This is a genomic window from uncultured Granulicatella sp., from assembly GCF_963528315.1.
Taxonomy (GTDB): Bacteria; Bacillota; Bacilli; order Lactobacillales; family Aerococcaceae; genus Granulicatella.
In genome coordinates, this window is the sequence record NZ_CAURVV010000035.1 from 1 (window position 1) to 16,118 (window position 16,118).

Below are 16,118 nucleotides of genomic sequence, written 5' to 3' on the forward strand. Positions count from 1 at the left end.
TAGTCCATTACGAAATATTTGACGATTATTATTTGTATTCATTTTGCCTCCTGCAATTCATAAATGGTTGTATAAAATAGTGTATCACACTTAAAGGTCTTTGACCATTTTTGATAATTAACTTAACGAAATCTTATGATTCATACACTTCAGGTTTTAATACTCCAATATATGGTAAGTTTCTTAATCCTTGTTTGTAATCTAAACCATAGCCAACTACAAATTTATTTGGAACTTCTACTCCAACATAATCTGCATCAATTGCAATAACACGACGTTCTTGTTTATCTAATAATGTTACAATTTTAACACTTGCTGCTTGACGATGTTTTAGTAATTCAACAATATGAGCCAAAGTACGTCCTGTATCAATAATATCTTCTACAATTAATACGTGGCGATCTTTTACACTTTGATCTAAGTCTTTCAAAATACGAACTTCACCACTAGATTCAAATGCATCACCATAACTAGATACATCCATAAAATCCACTTCTAAATCACAGTCCATTGCACGAACAAGGTCAGCCATAAAGAAAATAGCTCCCTTTAAAATACAGATGACTAATGGATTTTTATCTTGATATTCTGCTGTTAAAGTTTTCCCTAATTTTTCGATTGTTTCTTCTAATTCTTTCTTGCTGACAACTACTTCTGCAATATAATTATCTAACATGTTAGCACCTCTTCTTTTTTCTATATACTATTCTTATTCTATCAGTTTCTTTGCTTTTGGACAATGATTGTGTTTGACGAAATCCTAATATTGCGATTATTTCTTTTGAAGCATTTTCTACAATCCACAATTTCTCCCTTTCTTCTTTAGGAATTTTGTTATTAATACACCATCTTCTGATACTTTGATGTTGATTTTCTTTTAAAAGGAATCGATCATTTGGCTTTTTTCTACGAATCGTTAATGGAAAATCTTCCGTTGTGAGAAACATTTCCCATCCTTCTTCAGCTGTAAATGATATCCTTTCGTTTTCTGATAATACAATATCCGCAGATTGAAATCCCTCTACTCTTATTTCTTGATAAGTTATTTCATTTTTCAGTTCTTTTATAATCAATAACTGATGATATCTTTTTTGAAAAATCCAGCCTTTTGGTAAATTCAAATTCATCTGAGAAGTGTCAGATAGAATCGCTTCTTGAATATCTAAGACATTTTTGGCACTCAATAATCCTCCAAGTTTTTTAGATAATTCCACTAAAATAACTTTTTGAAGCGCTACTGGTTGCTTGATATAACTTTCTTTATTCCAAGACCATCCATTCTGTAATTCTATTAGTTGCTGTTCCATCCATTGATGCACTAGCTCCAATATCAATTCTTGTTGTTCTTGTAACGTTTGAGTAAATTCTTGAATTTTTTGATTCAATTTAGAATTTTCCTGTTTTAAAAGTGGAATAACTTCCTTTCTAAATCGATTTCTCGTATATTCTAGACTGCTGTTACTTTCATCTTCTCGATAAGGTATTTGATGAATCGAAGCATACTCGTATAACTTTTCTTTATCAACTGTTAAAAAAGGACGAATGAGATATCCCTCATTAAAGGGACGAATTAGCTTCATTCCAGCAATTCCTTCAATTGTACTTCCCCTTGTTAATTTCATTAAGACCGTTTCTACTTGATCATCTGCATGATGAGCTACTACAACATAGGAAGCTTTATTTTTTTCCATAGCTTCTTCCAATTTTTGATAACGAAACTTTCTTGCTTTTTCTTCAATCCCTACTGTCTGTTCAACCCCTTGTTCCCAATGATAAACTTCTATAGAAATATTTCTTTCGCCACAAAAATTTCTAACCATCTCTTCTTCTTCATCTGATTCTTTTCGAAGATGATGATGAATATGAACAACTGAAAAACTCAGTGTTTTAAACTTTTTTTGAAGTTCAAAAAAAATCTCTAATAATACCATTGAATCCACACCGCCTGAAACAGCTAATAAAAAAGATTCCTCTTGCCAATTAGGAACAAATTTCATTAAAAATGTTTCTACTTCCTTCATTTAAACACCTCCTATCTTATTACGTCTTACAATGACAAAAATGAGACTGGATATTTCCAGCCTCATTTGGATACTTTATTATGAACGACGTCCACCACGTCCGCCACGTTTACCTTCTGTATTACGTTTTAATGAAGTTAAACGATCTTCAGAATCTTTTAAGAAGGAACTCATCATTGCATCAAAATCATTCACTTTTGCTTGTGATGGAGATTTTTTCTCAAATGACGGAGCTGATTTAGCTGCATAAGGTTTTTTAAATCCTTGACCTTCTTGATTACGTGGAGCTGATTTTTGAAATTTTGGTTTTTCTTCAACAGTTTCTTCTGAAGAATCCGCACTTGCACGACGAATCGATAAACTTACCTTTCCGTCTCCAGAAATTTCCATTACTTTTACTTGTACTTCGTCTCCAACTGTTAAGACATCTTTAATATCTTTAATATAAGAATTAGATACTTCACTAATGTGAACTAAACCTGTTTTACGGTTTCCTAAATCCACAAAAGCACCAAAATTTGTAATACCAGTTACTTTACCAGGTAAAATATTCCCTACCTCAATTGACATATAAAAAGCGTTCCTCCTTCAAATTTCCCCTTTTATACACACGCTTGACGAGTATAAAAGATTATTTCCATCACTCATAATTCCTTGTCAAAATTAATGACGAGATTGATTATCTTTTGCTTGTTGAATTTTATTTTGTGCAGCATCATCAGGTGTATTAAAAATAATCTCTCCTGATTTACTTAAGTAATATTCACTACGTGCAAGTTTTGCTACATAATCATCTTGTTGTAATAATTCAACTTGTTGAACTAAAGATTTTTGTTGTTCTTTTACTTTTGATTCTTCTTTTTTTGCTTCTACAATTTGTGCTTCAATTTTACCAGCTTGGTTTAATTGTCCAACAATTTGTAGTATTAAAGAACCTGCAATTGCTATCACTACAGCCATCAGTAATGAATGCCACACAGCTACTCGTTTCCAAACAGCTACTTTTGGTAAATGAACATTTGTATGTGATTTTTTCTTTTTTGATTCAAACGCAATAATGTTGCTGTTTTTTTCTTGCTGTTTATTCACTACACTGACTCCTTTAATGATTATATGACGAGTATAACAAGAATATGATAACTAGTCTATGCTTTTAGGAAAATTTTATAAAAAAACTCTTTCTTAGCTAGAAAATGCTAGCTAAGAAAGAGTTTGCTATTTCAGACAAGTCATATTCGTTAATACTCTTCCGTCTTAAACTTGATTTTCTTCACTTCTAAATCAGAATGTTGTTCTTCCATATACTCTTGAATTTTCTCAATTACAATTTCTTCATCATGTTCTACACGTAAAATCAATTCATATTGACCATCTTCCAATTCCTTTGCTTCAACTTGAATGGACTGATAGTCTTCTAAATGACAAAAATCATAAATTTTCTGCATAATCGCTACATCTGGAACTAAGCAATGAATACTTACTTGACGATTTTGTGCTTTCAATGGAGATTCATGCGTCAATAATTGAATAATAACTACAACTGCTGCACATACAACACCAAAAATCCACATACCGCCACCAATCGCTAAACCAATCCCAGCTGTTGCCCAAATTCCTGAAGCTGTTGTAATTCCGCTGATTTTTTTATCTCTCATAAAGATAATACCACCACCGATAAAACTGATACCACTCACTACTTGAGCAGCCACACGTGCTGTATCATAGTCTGGTGTATCTAAGAATGCTTCTTTAGAAATCAACATCATTAACGCTGAAGTTAGCGCTACAATAACGTGAGTTTTAATCCCTGCTTGTTTATTTCTTGACTTTCGTTCATGTCCAATGGCCCATCCACACAAGCAAGCTAAAATAATGGCTATTAAATGTCTAGTTTCTAATATTGCATCAAAATTTCTACTTAAAATTGTTTCTACCATACTTGCTCCTTCCATGATCATTGAATGTCTTTTTGTAATCATTATCAAATGATAACGTGCTAATCATTCTATGCTTTTCTTCTATCATTGTCAAGAAATCTTATCTATTAATTTTCACATCATGAATTGGAGTAAATAGGATAATTATTACTTAGAGACACTCATGATTGACTCTCTCTTCAACATAAAGCTATCGTAAACCATCTTTAATAAACTTCCTATTAGAATCAAAATCCCAAAAGCTATCCATAACATTTGAAGATTCATCGTTCCAAGAAACACACTTCTAAGCACTTGTCCAATCTGAAGTGCACTTGCATAATCCATCACCTCTACTCCAAAGGAAAAAATATCAAAAAATACATTAATAATCATAAGAATCTGAAAATTAATAAAGATAGAATCTAGCTTAAATTGATTATCCTTTTGCTTGCTTCGATTATTCATCCATAAAATCATCACTCCTACAACAGTATAAACAATCGTTAAGTCCGCAATCACATAAAAAGGGGCTAACTGAAATGTTAAAATTGTACCCTTTATCATCATTGGAACAAACAAAACAGCTATCAACAATAGTTCAAACACTAAAATTCCTTTTTTTATTTTTAAAGGTAGTTTCATCATACTAACCATTGCACATAAAAAGGCTAAGAGGCTAACTCCCATTGCTCTCCATGATTCATAAGTTACTACCACAATTCCTTTTGTACTAAAGTACATACCAAATAAAAACATAAGAATTGACGTAACCATTGCTATACTACTATAGATTTTACTAACTTTATTCATCTTTCTCTTCCTTTCTACGATAAATTTTAAAATAGTTATTTTCTTCACATACAGTATAATGAAAACAAATTTCTTTCTCAATAGATCCTTTGTTTAAATTTTTCTAAAAAAATAAGAGAGGTTGACGAATCAACTCTCTCTTCTCCGTTTTAAAACTCTTCTGTTTTTACTACTTGTTTTTCTTCTAAAATCGTAAACATTTCTTTTGCATCTTCTTTTCTTGTTGAATCTAGAATTGCATCCACTCGAACGGTTACGGTCTTATTTCCAAATTGAATGGTAATAATATCTCCTACTTTTACATCTGTTGAAGATTTTGCCACTTTATCTTGGACGGTAATTCTTCCTTTATCCGCTACTTCTTTGGCGACGCTTCTTCTTTTAATTAATCGTGATACTTTTAAATATTTATCTAATCTCATCCTGTTCTCCTCCTCATTTCCATTTTCTTGTAAATCTTAATAGTGATTTCCCTTTTGGAATCATCAACCATTCACGAATCGTAAATAATTTTATACGAATAGCACCTATTAAAAATACGATCATTCCAACACTTACTAATAATAGAGCAATCAGTGTATCTTTTGTTCTGGAATCACCAGAAGGGAAATAGCGTTCCAATAAAATATTCAAAATCCCTACTACGACTGCCATTCCAATCGTTACAATTCCTAATTTTATAATCGTTGCCTGTTGTTTATTTGACGAAGCCTTCCACTCTCCACTCAAAATACAAATCATTCCTAACATCACAGATAACCCTAAAATCGTCGCAATACTAGCTCCTAATGTTTGAAACAGAGGAATAAACCAAAGATTACCGACACCCTTAGCAATCAATCCGACAAATAATGCTATAAGCGTAATGGAATATTTTCCCGTACTTTGTAATATCCCATGGTAAGCCATCATCATAGAAGCTAACACAATACTAATAATATAAACACTGAGTACATCGTTACCTTGTATATCTCCAAACAGCATATGATTAACTCTTGGCAAAATAACTAATAATCCTACTGTTGCTACTACTGAAAATACCATTGTCATTTTTAAAAGAGACTGTTTCAAATGCCTGAATTCCTCTAAATGTTGTTTTGTATAACTACGACTCAATAATGGTAAATAGCTTGAAGAAAATCCAACTCCAACAACCATTCCCAATTGCACTAGTGGTTGTCCTCTATCAAAAATTCCTTTTAAATCTTTGGCAATTTCTTGACTCATTCCCTGTTCAACTAAGCCTTTAAATAAAGTAAATGAATCGATTAATTGAAACAATACTAATATTGAGCTTAATAAACATAGAGTTCCACCTTCAATAACTAATCTCTTTAGTAATACTCCCCATTGAATCTTATGAGGTTCAATGACACGACTGCCATTCCAACTTTCAAAGGAGTCTGATTTTTTATAATACAATAATACAAAAGTTGCCATCACTGCTGCAATGACCGCACTCGACATTGCCCAAGTTCCAACTACATATAAATCATTCGTAAGACTTCCATAAAAACTTGCGGCTAATAAAATAACACTTACTCGAACGACTTGTTCTATTACTTGCGAAACAGCCGTTGGAACCATTCGATTCGTCCCTTGGAAATAACCTCTTGCAATCACCAAAAATGGCATCATTAAAAACATCCACGAAACACTTTGAATGACAGATGACAATAAAGCATCTCCCATCCATGAAGCAATGAGTTCTGACTGTGTATATAGCAGTAAAAAGACTCCTATTCCTAATCCGCTTAAAATCCAAAATAATCGTTTTAAAAGCGGCAATAGTTCATAATCCGAACGATACTGAGCAATTAATGCTGAAACAAATACTGGAAAACCAGAGAGAGCAAAGGTCATTCCAATTCCATAAATGGGATATACTTGCTGGTAAACGTAAAAACCAGTATTTCCAACCATATTTTGGAAAGGCACTCGATAAACGGCACTTAATATTTTCGCAATGAAGGCTGCTAGTGATAATACCAACGCTCCTTGCATCATCTGTCTATTCGATTTAACCATTATATCCCCCTCTCTGTTCTTATTCATTGTCCTCTTTTTGTGCTTCTACAACTTCACAACATTTTTCTAAGAAAAGTTTGATTTGCTCTAACCATAAATCAGTTGGTTGATTCGTTACATTGAGCAACACTTGTAAGGTTGTTCCTTTTTTAGTAACTTGAGCAGGTAATTTCACTGGCCCAAGCGCTTCAAAAATAGCAACTCCTTCTAATCGTTGAGCTACCGGCTGAGCAATCGATACGACGATTGAATTTTGACTTCGTTTAATTGAAGTAATCGACAATTGCTCTGCAAAATATTTTAACATTCCAACTTCTAATAAATAGCTCACTTCATCAGGGAATTCTCCAAATCGATCAATAAAATCATCTAATAATTCATGATATGTTTCCATACTATCAATCGAACGAATCCGTTTATACATTTCAATTTTTTGACGCTCATCTTGAATATAAGTAGCTGGAATATAAGCATCCACTTGTAAATCAATTTCAACAGAGTCTTCCATTGTTGGAACAGCTTTTCCTTGTTTTTTCAATACTGCTTCACTCAACATTTGAGAGTATAAATCAAATCCAACTGAATCAATAAATCCATGCTGTTGTTTTCCTAATAAATTCCCTGCACCACGAATCGATAAATCTCGCATTGCAATTTTAAATCCAGACCCTAATTCTGTAAAATCACGCATCGCTTGCAGACGTTTTTCTCCAACTTCCGTTAACGTTTTATCTGGTTGATACATTAAATACGCATATGCAATACGGTTAGAACGTCCCACTCTTCCACGTAATTGATATAACTGAGACAATCCCATATGATCTGCATTTTCAATGAAGAGAGTATTTACATTTGGAATGTCTACCCCTGTTTCAATAATCGTCGTTGTGACTAAAACATCATATTCGCCTTCAATAAATTGATATAAAATATTTTCTAACGTTGTTTCACTCATTTGTCCATGAATGACTCCAACTCTTGCTTCAGGAACTAATTGACGTAATTCATCTGCTTTCTTCTCAATGGTTTCCACACGATTATATAAGTAAAAGACTTGTCCTCCACGAGCTAATTCCCGTTCAATTCCATCTTGAATGGTCATTGCTTGTTGCTCCATTACAAAAGTTTGAACAGGATAACGGTTTGAAGGTGGCGTTTCAATAACGGATAAATCACGTACTCCTAGCATCGACATGTGCAAGGTTCTTGGAATTGGAGTAGCTGTTAGTGTTAAAACATCGACTTGAGATTTCAATTGTTTCAAGCGTTCTTTATGTTTTACACCAAATCGTTGTTCTTCATCGACGACTAATAATCCTAAATCTAAGAAATTCACATCTTTTGATAAAACACGATGTGTTCCAATCACGACATCCACTTGCCCTTTTTGCAATCCTTCGATTGTTTCTTGTTGTTCTTTCTTCGTTCTAAAACGACTTAACAATCCTATTTTGAACGGATAATCTGCAAATCTTTGAACAAAATTTTCATAATGTTGCTCCGCTAAAATCGTTGTTGGCACTAATACTGCCGCTTGCTTTCCATCCATTAAAGCTTTGAAAACTGCACGCATGGCAACTTCTGTTTTCCCATAACCAACGTCTCCAACTAGTAAGCGATCCATTGGTTTATCTTTTTGCATATCCGCTTTAATTTCTTCAATACTTCTTAATTGGTCTTGAGTTTCTGAATAAGGGAAAGCATCTTCAAATTCTTTTTGCTCAACGGTATCCTTACTAAAGGCATATCCTTTTTCTGCATCACGTTTGGCATATAATTCAATTAATTCATCCGCAATATCTTCTATTTTAGTTTCAACTTTGCGCTTCGTTTTTGCCCATTCACTACTTCCTAATTTATTTAATTTAGGAACTTTTGCATCCGAAGAAACATATTTTTGAACTAATTTAATTTGATGCACCGGAACAAACAAATGCCCTCCATCTTGATAGTGAATCGACATATAATCTTGATGGACACCATTAATTTCTAGTGTTTCCATCCCTTGGTACACACCAACCCCATGATTGACATGAACAACATAGTCTCCAACTGCTAATTCTGTATAACTCTTCAATCTTTCCGCATTAGAAATTTTTTGAGTTCTTGGAGCACGCTTCGTTAATTTATTAAATAGTTCCTTTTCTGTAACAACTACAAACTTATCTTGTGGTAATTCAAATCCATGACTGAAGGAACCGACCATAATTTGAAGAATTCCTTCTTGTACTTCTTTTGTAATAATTGCTGGAATATCAAAATCATGGAAAGTTTGTTCCACTTTTGAAGCTCTCGTTAAATGATCCACCACTACGATTACTGTAGCTTTTTGTTTTGCCCAACGATCTGCTTCTACTTTTACCATTGGCATTTGCGAGAAGAACTGTGTCATCGAACGTTCTTGAATATTATAAATGGCTTCAAACGTTAATCGCCCTAACCCTTTTTGGAATAATGAGAAATAGGTTCTTGGTAATGTCGAATCTTTTAATACCTTTTTCCCTTCAAAAATCATATCAATCGAGCTAGCAAGCATTCCTAATTCTAATTGATGCACTTTCCATAATCCTGCTTCTTCATAAAGTGAACGTTGTTTTTCTTGAATACGAGCGTAATCATCAATGACTAAATATCCTTTTTTAGACACATAATCTAAAATAGATGTTTTTTCTTTATAAAATAATTCGAGCCAATAAGAAATTTTAGGAGGAATTTCTCCTTCTTCTAATTGTGCTAATAAGTGATTCATTTGATTCGTTAATAATTGAGTACGTTCTTCTGATTCACTACTCTTTATATCTTTTTCATAAGCTTTTTGAATTTTATCCTTTGCTTCAAATACTCTCTCATATTCAAATGGAATATCTGTTGCTGGTAAAAGAATAATATTTTCCACCATTTCAAGTGAGCGTTGTGTTTCTGCATCGAAATAACGTAATGAATCTAATTCATCATCAAAAAAATCTAAACGAATGGGATGTTCTTGATCTAATGGATAAATATCAACAATTCCTCCACGAACTGAGAAATCTCCCGGTGTAGCTACCATGGCTTCTCTACGATAACCCATTCGTCCTAGTTTCGTTACTAAATCTTCTACCTCTAACTGAGTTTCTCCAACGACTAATTCAATAGTACTATTCTTCCAAACTTGTAACGGTACTAATGGCTTTTGAATTCCTGATAATGGAACAACTACAATTCCTTTTTCTCCACTAGCTAAAAACTGCAAAGCTCGAATTCGATTACTCACGACTTCAGGAGAATGAATGGAGTATTCTGCCGCTAAAGATTCCTCTACTGTAAATAAATATACTTCATCCTCATACCATTGCAATAATTCTTCATATAATTGAGTCGCCTGTAACATGGTTGGCGTTACAACGACTAATGGTCCCTTCCAATTATCATAGGCATTCGCCACAGCTAAATGCTTCGCTGCTCCAGTTAATCCTAAAACTAACTGACTTTGCATCATCGGAAGGTTTTCTATCCATTCTTTAAAACTATGGATTTGTTTTTTACTAATTCCTAACGGTAACATATCTTTTCCTTTCTTTTGATATAGGCACTAAAAAGGTTGAAACTTTCGCTCCAGCCTTTTCTCAAATTTATTTAATTATAACGATTCATCGTTTGAATAAAGTTATCGCCTTTTATCCAATCTCTTAACGCTTCTACGCTTTTATCCACAGAAGCTAAAATTTCTTCTTGTTCTTCTTTTTCAAAATTAGCTAATACATGATTAACTACACTTCTACCTGGAGCAGGTCGTCCTACCCCAATTTTAATACGATTAAATTGGTCACTGCCTAAACAACTAATGATACTCTTAATCCCATTATGTCCACCGGCACTACCTTTTTGACGCAACCTAATTTTTCCGACTGGAAGATCCATATCATCATACAGTACCACAATATCTTCAATTCCAATTTTAAAATAATTCATTAATGGACGAACCGCCTGACCGGATAAATTCATATACGTCAATGGCTTCATTAATATTACTTTTTCTCCATCAATATGCGTTTGAGTAAAGGTTGCATCAAATAATGCTTGATTAAATTCTAAATTTTCTTGATAGGCAAATTCGTCAACGGTAATAAATCCAATGTTATGACGAGTTCCTTTATATTTCGCCCCTGGATTTCCTAATCCAATAATTAATTTCATACGTTCACACCCATTTCTCTGTTGAGTCCTTTCTAGTATATCACAAACTGTTCAAAAATCGAAAAATTAATAAACTAACAGACCTGTGATAAGTTCTTCACATATAATTTTTTATATTTTTTACTTTTTTGAAATTATGAAAATTAGCGTTTGACCGAAAATGAAAAGATATGAAAACGAAAACATCAACATTTGAAAAAAGTTCATTTTTTCAAAACTTTAGATTAAGTATCACAAATCAAATCGTGCTATACTATGGATAGTTATTCCACGAAGGAATAAGGAGGTAATACAATGGAAAAAACAATTAAAGCTAGTAACAAAGTGATTTTAGTCGGAGACGGTGCTGTAGGTTCTAGTTATGCATACGCACTTGTACTTCAAGGAATTGCTGAAGAACTTGGAATTATTGATATTGCAAAAGAAAAAACAGAAGGAGATGCTTTAGACTTATCACACGCTCTAGCATTTAACTCTCCTAAAAAAATCTATGCAGCAAGCTATGAAGACTGCCATGATGCAGACGTTATTTGCATTACAGCAGGTGCTGCTCAAAAACCAGGAGAAACTCGTATTGACTTAGTACACAAAAACTTAAAAATCTTAAAAGGAATTATTGATCCTATCATGGCTAGTGGATTTGATGGAATTTTCCTAGTTGCATCAAACCCTGTAGACATTTTAACTTATGCTACTTGGAAATTTTCTGGATTACCAAAAAATCGAGTAATTGGTTCTGGTACAGCATTAGATAGTGCTCGTTTCCGTCAAGCAATTGCCGAATTAATCGACGTTGATGCTCGTAATGTTCACGGATATATTTTAGGTGAACACGGAGATACTGAATTCCCTGTTTGGTCACATGCTAATGTCGGTGGATTACAAATTTATGAATGGGTTCGCCAAAATCCTGAAACAGATGAACAAAAATTAGTAGAAGTATTCTTCCAAGTAAGAGATGCTGCTTATGAAATTATTGCGAAAAAAGGTGCTACTTACTATGGTATCGGAGCTACTTTAGCAAGAATTACTAAAGCAATTTTAAATAACGAAAGAGCTATCTTCCCACTATCTGTTTATCTTGAAGGACAATATGGACAAGAAGATGTATATATCGGCGCTCCAGCCGTTATTGGACGAGATGGTATTCGTCAAATTATCGAAATCCCACTAGCAGACTCTGAACAAGAAAAAATGGACTTATCAGCATCTGCCTTAAAACAAGTCATTCACGACGCATTTGAACGTTTAGAAAATGAATAATTATTGAAAATACTAAAAAGCACAAAATCGATGGCGCTTTGCCGTGATTTTGTGCTTTTATTTTTTACGTAAAAATACCTCATTCTCCATCATCCAATTTTTGAGTCCATAAATATGTGGCAATAAACTCTTCCCTAAAGGAGTTAATCCATAATACGTCTTTTGTCCTGTAGAGGATTCTCCTTTTTTATAAACAATATGAATTTCTATCAAATCATTTAACGTTTGCGATAACATCTTTCTTGAAACTATTCCAATTTCACGCTCTAATTGTGCGAAATACATTTCCTCTTCAGCTAATGTTAATACAATAAATATGCTCCATTTCCCAAGTAACGGTAACGCTAACTCTCGTAAACATCTGTCTTTTTCCATAGGCACCTCAAAGTAACTTCTTTTCTAACAAACTTAATCTGATTATTATTATACCCATAACTAGATATGATTGCTATAAAGGAGTGTTTCGATGTTTTTTAAAACTTTTGAATTCGAATTTGAAACAAGACGATTAATGTGGTATTGCCCCTATGGCGGAAGTGATTTTGCAGAAGTTCAATCGACTACAGAAAAGATAAAAGAAAAAAATTATGAATCCTGGTATGCAGAATGGTATAAACTCAGTACTAAATTAACACAAAAAAACTTTAACAGTTCTATTTCTAAAGGGAAAGCCTATTTAAGAGCTAGTCGATATTTTCAAGCAGCTGAATTTTTCTTATCTCCTAAAGACGATAGAAAACTAAATTGCTATGAACTTTCCGTCGATTATTTTTATAAAGGACTAGATTTATTATCGATTCCTTATGAACTAAAGGAAGTACCATATGAAGATTATTCCTTACGAACATTATTTTTTAAAACTACTCAACCTCCTAAAGGAACCTTATTCATTTGTGGTGGATTCGATGCATTATTAGAAGAACTTTATTTTACAAATGTAAAAGCATCTTTAGAGGAAGGGTATCATGTCATTTTATTTGAAGGCCCTGGACAATCTCGGGCGATTCGAACGTATCAGAAAAACTTTACCCCACGTTGGGATTTAGTTGTAAAAGCTATCCTTCAGGCTTACCAAGAAGAAATTGTCTTACCCAAAATTGGAATTGGACTATCCTTAGGTGGATTATTAATCGCAAGAGCTTCCGCATTAAATGAGCATTTATTCGATAAAATTGTTTTATATAATTATTTTCCAAATATGTTGGATTCCTTTAAAACAAATATCCCGAAAATCCTTCATCCATATTTAAAAAGTCAATTTCCACCTTTTTTAGAAAAAATGATTGAAGGATATATTGCTCATGTCCCCTTTTTAAACTGGCAAATTGAACATGCAAAATGGGTTTTCGGATGCGAGTCACTCAACCAACTCATTACTCGATGCCGAGATTTTTCAGAACTTCCAGTCAAAAATCCAGTTCTTCTTTGCGTTGCAAAAAATGATAACTATTATCCTTCTGAATTAGCAACACAATATTTTGAACAATTAGACGTTCCGAATAAAAAGATGAAAATTTTCGACAAAGAAAATGACTACAGTGATCTTCATTGCCAAAACGGTGCTGCATTTGATACAAATGATGTTATTTTTGATTGGCTTTCGGAAGGTTGATGAATTATAACAAATTAAGATCAAGTTTCGATAGAAAATAATCCATTAACCGTTTGACACAAGTGTTACACTCGTGCTAATATAACTTTGAGGTGAACAAATGGCAACTGATAAAAATCGGATTATGATTAGCTTGGATGATAAAAATCTCGAGAAGCTTGAAAACTTAATAGAGGATGCTAGAGATAGAAGAGGTATGCGATTAACCAAGTCTCAAATCATCGAATTACTTCTAAATACCGTCGATTATTTCGATGATATTATGGGAGCTATTTATTCAAAAAAATAATAGCAGTTTTGTTATTATTTTTTTACCTCAAGGTGTAACACTAGTGAAAAGAAGGTGATAAAATGGTTGTTTATATACGAGAAAGCAAAGTACCAAATGAAGTTTCCATAAATAAATATAATGCTCAAGTAGGAGCACATTTACTAGGTGAAGAAGTTGTTTTATACCACTCCTTCAATGAAATCCAACAATTAACAAGCGAGGACTTAGTGGTAGATTACATAACAGAAACTAGGTCTCTATTAAACATGATGAATCTAACCATTCCTATTCTGGATTATCCTAAAGAACTTGAAAAATTTTATGGTCGAAAAATATATGAAGGAATTCTAGGAGAAATTGTCAATGAGCCTAATAATTGGGGAAAATTTATTAAACCTAAAGCAGGTTCAAAAGTGTTTACAGGAAGAGTTGTTAATAGCACCCGTGATTTAGTAGGAATAGGCCTGCCTTTTGATTACCCTATTTGGATTAGTGAAGTTGTAGAATTTGTAGCTGAATGGAGATGCTTTATTTTAAATGGCAGCGTTCTAGATGTTCGATTTTATACAGGTGATTACCATGCACAGTTTGATGCAACTGTTATTGATGAAGCCATATCTTGCTGGAAAGATTCACCCACAGCTTATGGGCTAGATATAGGTGTAACTCATGACGGTAAAACACTTATTGTCGAAGTGAATGATGGATATTCATTAGGCAATTACGGTCTCTCTCCTTTAAAAGCCATTAAATTTTATAAAGGTAGATGGCAAGAAATGGTTAAACCCTATTTTGATCAAAATGAAGTCTTTGAAATTCCAAAAACTGACCTTTAGAACTACGATTTTTATGGTAAAATAAAAATACATTTTATAAAGGAGATTTCAAATGATTAAACTAATTGCCATCGACATGGATGGAACGCTGCTAAATGCTAACAAACAATTACTAGAAGAAACAAAACAATATTTCAAAGAATTTCACAACAAAGATACAAAAACACTATTAGTTCTATGTACAGGCAGACCTGAAACAGGAATTCGCCCTTACTTAAAAGACTTAGGCTATCTTGAAGAAAACCATTATATTATTAGCCAAAACGGTGCTAATATATACGAAAGCCAAACAGGGAACCGCATTATGGATGCCTTTGTAGATTCATCTGCTATTCAAAAATGGATTCAACTTGGAAAAGATCATGACATTAGCGTGCTAGGAGGCGGAGTTGATTACTACTCCTTTGACCAAGAACCAACAGAATGGATGGAATATGATGTAAAACTTGTCAATGGGCAAATCAAACGTATTACGATAGAAGAATCTCTTACAACAGATTTTTATAAAATTTTACTACTTGCAGACGAAGAACAATTAAACGAATTCGAAACAGTCATTCCAGATACTTGGAGAGAGGAATTCTATGTAGTTCGTAGCCAAAAATATTTAGTTGAAGTACTAAAAAAAGGCGTTAATAAAGCATACGGACTAGAAAAATTAGCACAAAGACTCAACATCAACCGAAACGAAATTGCCGCTATCGGAGATGCCGCTAATGATATCGAAATGCTTCAATACGCAGGATTACCAATCGCAATGGGAAATGCCACTGAAGAAGTAAAAGGTTTAAGTAAAATGGTAACAGACACAAACGAAAATAATGGTGTTATTAAGGCAATTGAACGAGTGATTAATGAGAGGAAATAAAAAAAAAAAACTTCCCTTTGTAGTATGAGCACTAGAAGCCATCTGGCTTCTAGCGCAGGAAAATTTGAGACCTAGGCTCAAATTTTAGCAATGAGACTCGCATTTGCGAGGCTGCTTGCGTCCTAATACTACAATAAAGTGAAGTCTTTTTCCCTATTCGCCCTCTACCGTGAAAATCGAAGCAAACTCGTCATTTTCTTCTGGTTCAGTTTCTTGCGACTTCGGCTCCAAGAAATAACATTCCTCAATAATTACCTCCGTCACATAAACATCCTGCTGATCACGATTCTTATAATGTCTCGAATGAATACGAC

At 33.5% G+C, this 16,118-nt stretch carries 16 protein-coding genes; 5 read left to right on the forward strand and 11 right to left on the reverse strand.

The annotated features are described in order from the left end of the window. Positions 1-133: 133 nt before the first annotated feature. The 10 genes from hpt to pth all read right to left on the reverse strand — a co-directional run bounded on the left by hpt (position 134) and on the right by pth (position 10,954). Positions 134-676 carry a hypoxanthine phosphoribosyltransferase gene (gene hpt, locus RYK07_RS06995; RefSeq protein WP_314354441.1) on the reverse strand — a complete coding sequence of 181 codons (543 nt, stop codon included), beginning with the start codon at positions 674-676 and terminating at the stop codon, positions 134-136. Between the two features lies 1 nt (position 677). Further along, on the reverse strand, positions 678-2,021 hold the full coding sequence (tilS, locus tag RYK07_RS07000) for a tRNA lysidine(34) synthetase TilS (RefSeq protein ID WP_314853130.1): 1,344 nt from the start codon (positions 2,019-2,021) through the stop codon (positions 678-680). A 78-nt stretch (positions 2,022-2,099) separates the two neighbouring features. Further along, the gene (locus RYK07_RS07005; protein ID WP_314255767.1) at positions 2,100-2,591 is read right to left on the reverse strand and encodes a S1 domain-containing RNA-binding protein; all 492 of its coding nucleotides are present in this window, start codon (positions 2,589-2,591) and stop codon (positions 2,100-2,102) included. 93 nt (positions 2,592-2,684) lie between these two features. Next, complete coding sequence (locus tag RYK07_RS07010) at positions 2,685-3,110, reverse strand: septum formation initiator family protein (RefSeq protein ID WP_314853131.1); 426 nt, start codon at positions 3,108-3,110, stop codon at positions 2,685-2,687. 149 nt (positions 3,111-3,259) lie between these two features. After that, positions 3,260-4,000: an MgtC/SapB family protein gene (locus RYK07_RS07015; protein WP_314853132.1), complete on the reverse strand. Its 741-nt coding sequence runs from the start codon at positions 3,998-4,000 to the stop codon at positions 3,260-3,262. Between the two features lie 105 nt (positions 4,001-4,105). Further along, on the reverse strand, positions 4,106-4,750 hold the full coding sequence (locus RYK07_RS07020; protein WP_314853133.1) for a hypothetical protein: 645 nt from the start codon (positions 4,748-4,750) through the stop codon (positions 4,106-4,108). 149 nt (positions 4,751-4,899) lie between these two features. After that, the gene (locus RYK07_RS07025; protein WP_006703326.1) at positions 4,900-5,172 is read right to left on the reverse strand and encodes an RNA-binding S4 domain-containing protein; all 273 of its coding nucleotides are present in this window, start codon (positions 5,170-5,172) and stop codon (positions 4,900-4,902) included. Between the two features lie 13 nt (positions 5,173-5,185). After that, complete coding sequence (locus tag RYK07_RS07030) at positions 5,186-6,778, reverse strand: oligosaccharide flippase family protein (RefSeq protein WP_314853134.1); 1,593 nt, start codon at positions 6,776-6,778, stop codon at positions 5,186-5,188. A gap of 19 nt (positions 6,779-6,797) precedes the next feature. After that, the gene (mfd, locus tag RYK07_RS07035; RefSeq protein WP_314853135.1) at positions 6,798-10,322 is read right to left on the reverse strand and encodes a transcription-repair coupling factor; all 3,525 of its coding nucleotides are present in this window, start codon (positions 10,320-10,322) and stop codon (positions 6,798-6,800) included. A 71-nt stretch (positions 10,323-10,393) separates the two neighbouring features. Beyond that, a complete protein-coding gene (gene pth / locus RYK07_RS07040) occupies positions 10,394-10,954 on the reverse strand; it encodes an aminoacyl-tRNA hydrolase (protein WP_314451093.1) in 561 nt (186 codons plus the stop codon). A 294-nt stretch (positions 10,955-11,248) separates the two neighbouring features. Between pth and RYK07_RS07045 the strand changes: the two genes are divergently transcribed. Further along, a complete protein-coding gene (locus RYK07_RS07045) occupies positions 11,249-12,217 on the forward strand; it encodes an L-lactate dehydrogenase (RefSeq protein ID WP_314451091.1) in 969 nt (322 codons plus the stop codon). 57 nt (positions 12,218-12,274) lie between these two features. On the opposite strand, the gene RYK07_RS07050 is transcribed toward RYK07_RS07045, so the two are convergent. Further along, positions 12,275-12,592 (reverse strand): helix-turn-helix domain-containing protein, encoded by a 318-nt coding sequence (locus RYK07_RS07050; protein WP_314451089.1) that lies wholly within the window; start codon positions 12,590-12,592, stop codon positions 12,275-12,277. Between the two features lie 91 nt (positions 12,593-12,683). Here RYK07_RS07050 and RYK07_RS07055 point away from each other — a divergent pair, with 91 nt between their 5' ends. The 4 genes from RYK07_RS07055 to RYK07_RS07070 all read left to right on the forward strand — a co-directional run bounded on the left by RYK07_RS07055 (position 12,684) and on the right by RYK07_RS07070 (position 15,804). Beyond that, the gene (locus RYK07_RS07055) at positions 12,684-13,829 is read left to right on the forward strand and encodes a dipeptidyl aminopeptidase (protein WP_314853136.1); all 1,146 of its coding nucleotides are present in this window, start codon (positions 12,684-12,686) and stop codon (positions 13,827-13,829) included. A gap of 100 nt (positions 13,830-13,929) precedes the next feature. Beyond that, positions 13,930-14,118, forward strand: a complete 189-nt coding sequence (locus RYK07_RS07060) for a CopG family transcriptional regulator (RefSeq protein WP_314349439.1) — start codon at positions 13,930-13,932, stop codon at positions 14,116-14,118. Positions 14,119-14,180: 62 nt separating this feature from the next. After that, positions 14,181-14,936 carry an ATP-grasp domain-containing protein gene (locus RYK07_RS07065; RefSeq protein WP_314853138.1) on the forward strand — a complete coding sequence of 252 codons (756 nt, stop codon included), beginning with the start codon at positions 14,181-14,183 and terminating at the stop codon, positions 14,934-14,936. Positions 14,937-14,988: 52 nt separating this feature from the next. Continuing rightward, the gene (locus RYK07_RS07070) at positions 14,989-15,804 is read left to right on the forward strand and encodes a Cof-type HAD-IIB family hydrolase (RefSeq protein WP_314853139.1); all 816 of its coding nucleotides are present in this window, start codon (positions 14,989-14,991) and stop codon (positions 15,802-15,804) included. Positions 15,805-16,118: the final 314 nt, after the last annotated feature.

Excerpts from the sequence above, each read along its gene's own strand:
- hpt (WP_314354441.1), bottom strand. The coding sequence starts at position 676 with ATGTTAGATAATTATATTGCAGAAGTAGTTGTCAGCAAGAAAGAATTA.
- tilS (WP_314853130.1), bottom strand. The coding sequence starts at position 2,021 with ATGAAGGAAGTAGAAACATTTTTAATGAAATTTGTTCCTAATTGGCAA.
- RYK07_RS07005 (WP_314255767.1), bottom strand. The coding sequence starts at position 2,591 with ATGTCAATTGAGGTAGGGAATATTTTACCTGGTAAAGTAACTGGTATT.
- RYK07_RS07015 (WP_314853132.1), bottom strand. The coding sequence starts at position 4,000 with ATGATTACAAAAAGACATTCAATGATCATGGAAGGAGCAAGTATGGTA.
- RYK07_RS07020 (WP_314853133.1), bottom strand. The coding sequence starts at position 4,750 with ATGAATAAAGTTAGTAAAATCTATAGTAGTATAGCAATGGTTACGTCA.
- RYK07_RS07025 (WP_006703326.1), bottom strand. The coding sequence starts at position 5,172 with ATGAGATTAGATAAATATTTAAAAGTATCACGATTAATTAAAAGAAGA.
- RYK07_RS07030 (WP_314853134.1), bottom strand. The coding sequence starts at position 6,778 with ATGGTTAAATCGAATAGACAGATGATGCAAGGAGCGTTGGTATTATCA.
- mfd (WP_314853135.1), bottom strand. The coding sequence starts at position 10,322 with ATGTTACCGTTAGGAATTAGTAAAAAACAAATCCATAGTTTTAAAGAA.
- pth (WP_314451093.1), bottom strand. The coding sequence starts at position 10,954 with ATGAAATTAATTATTGGATTAGGAAATCCAGGGGCGAAATATAAAGGA.
- RYK07_RS07045 (WP_314451091.1), top strand. The coding sequence starts at position 11,249 with ATGGAAAAAACAATTAAAGCTAGTAACAAAGTGATTTTAGTCGGAGAC.
- RYK07_RS07050 (WP_314451089.1), bottom strand. The coding sequence starts at position 12,592 with ATGGAAAAAGACAGATGTTTACGAGAGTTAGCGTTACCGTTACTTGGG.
- RYK07_RS07055 (WP_314853136.1), top strand. The coding sequence starts at position 12,684 with ATGTTTTTTAAAACTTTTGAATTCGAATTTGAAACAAGACGATTAATG.
- RYK07_RS07060 (WP_314349439.1), top strand. The coding sequence starts at position 13,930 with ATGGCAACTGATAAAAATCGGATTATGATTAGCTTGGATGATAAAAAT.
- RYK07_RS07065 (WP_314853138.1), top strand. The coding sequence starts at position 14,181 with ATGGTTGTTTATATACGAGAAAGCAAAGTACCAAATGAAGTTTCCATA.
- RYK07_RS07070 (WP_314853139.1), top strand. The coding sequence starts at position 14,989 with ATGATTAAACTAATTGCCATCGACATGGATGGAACGCTGCTAAATGCT.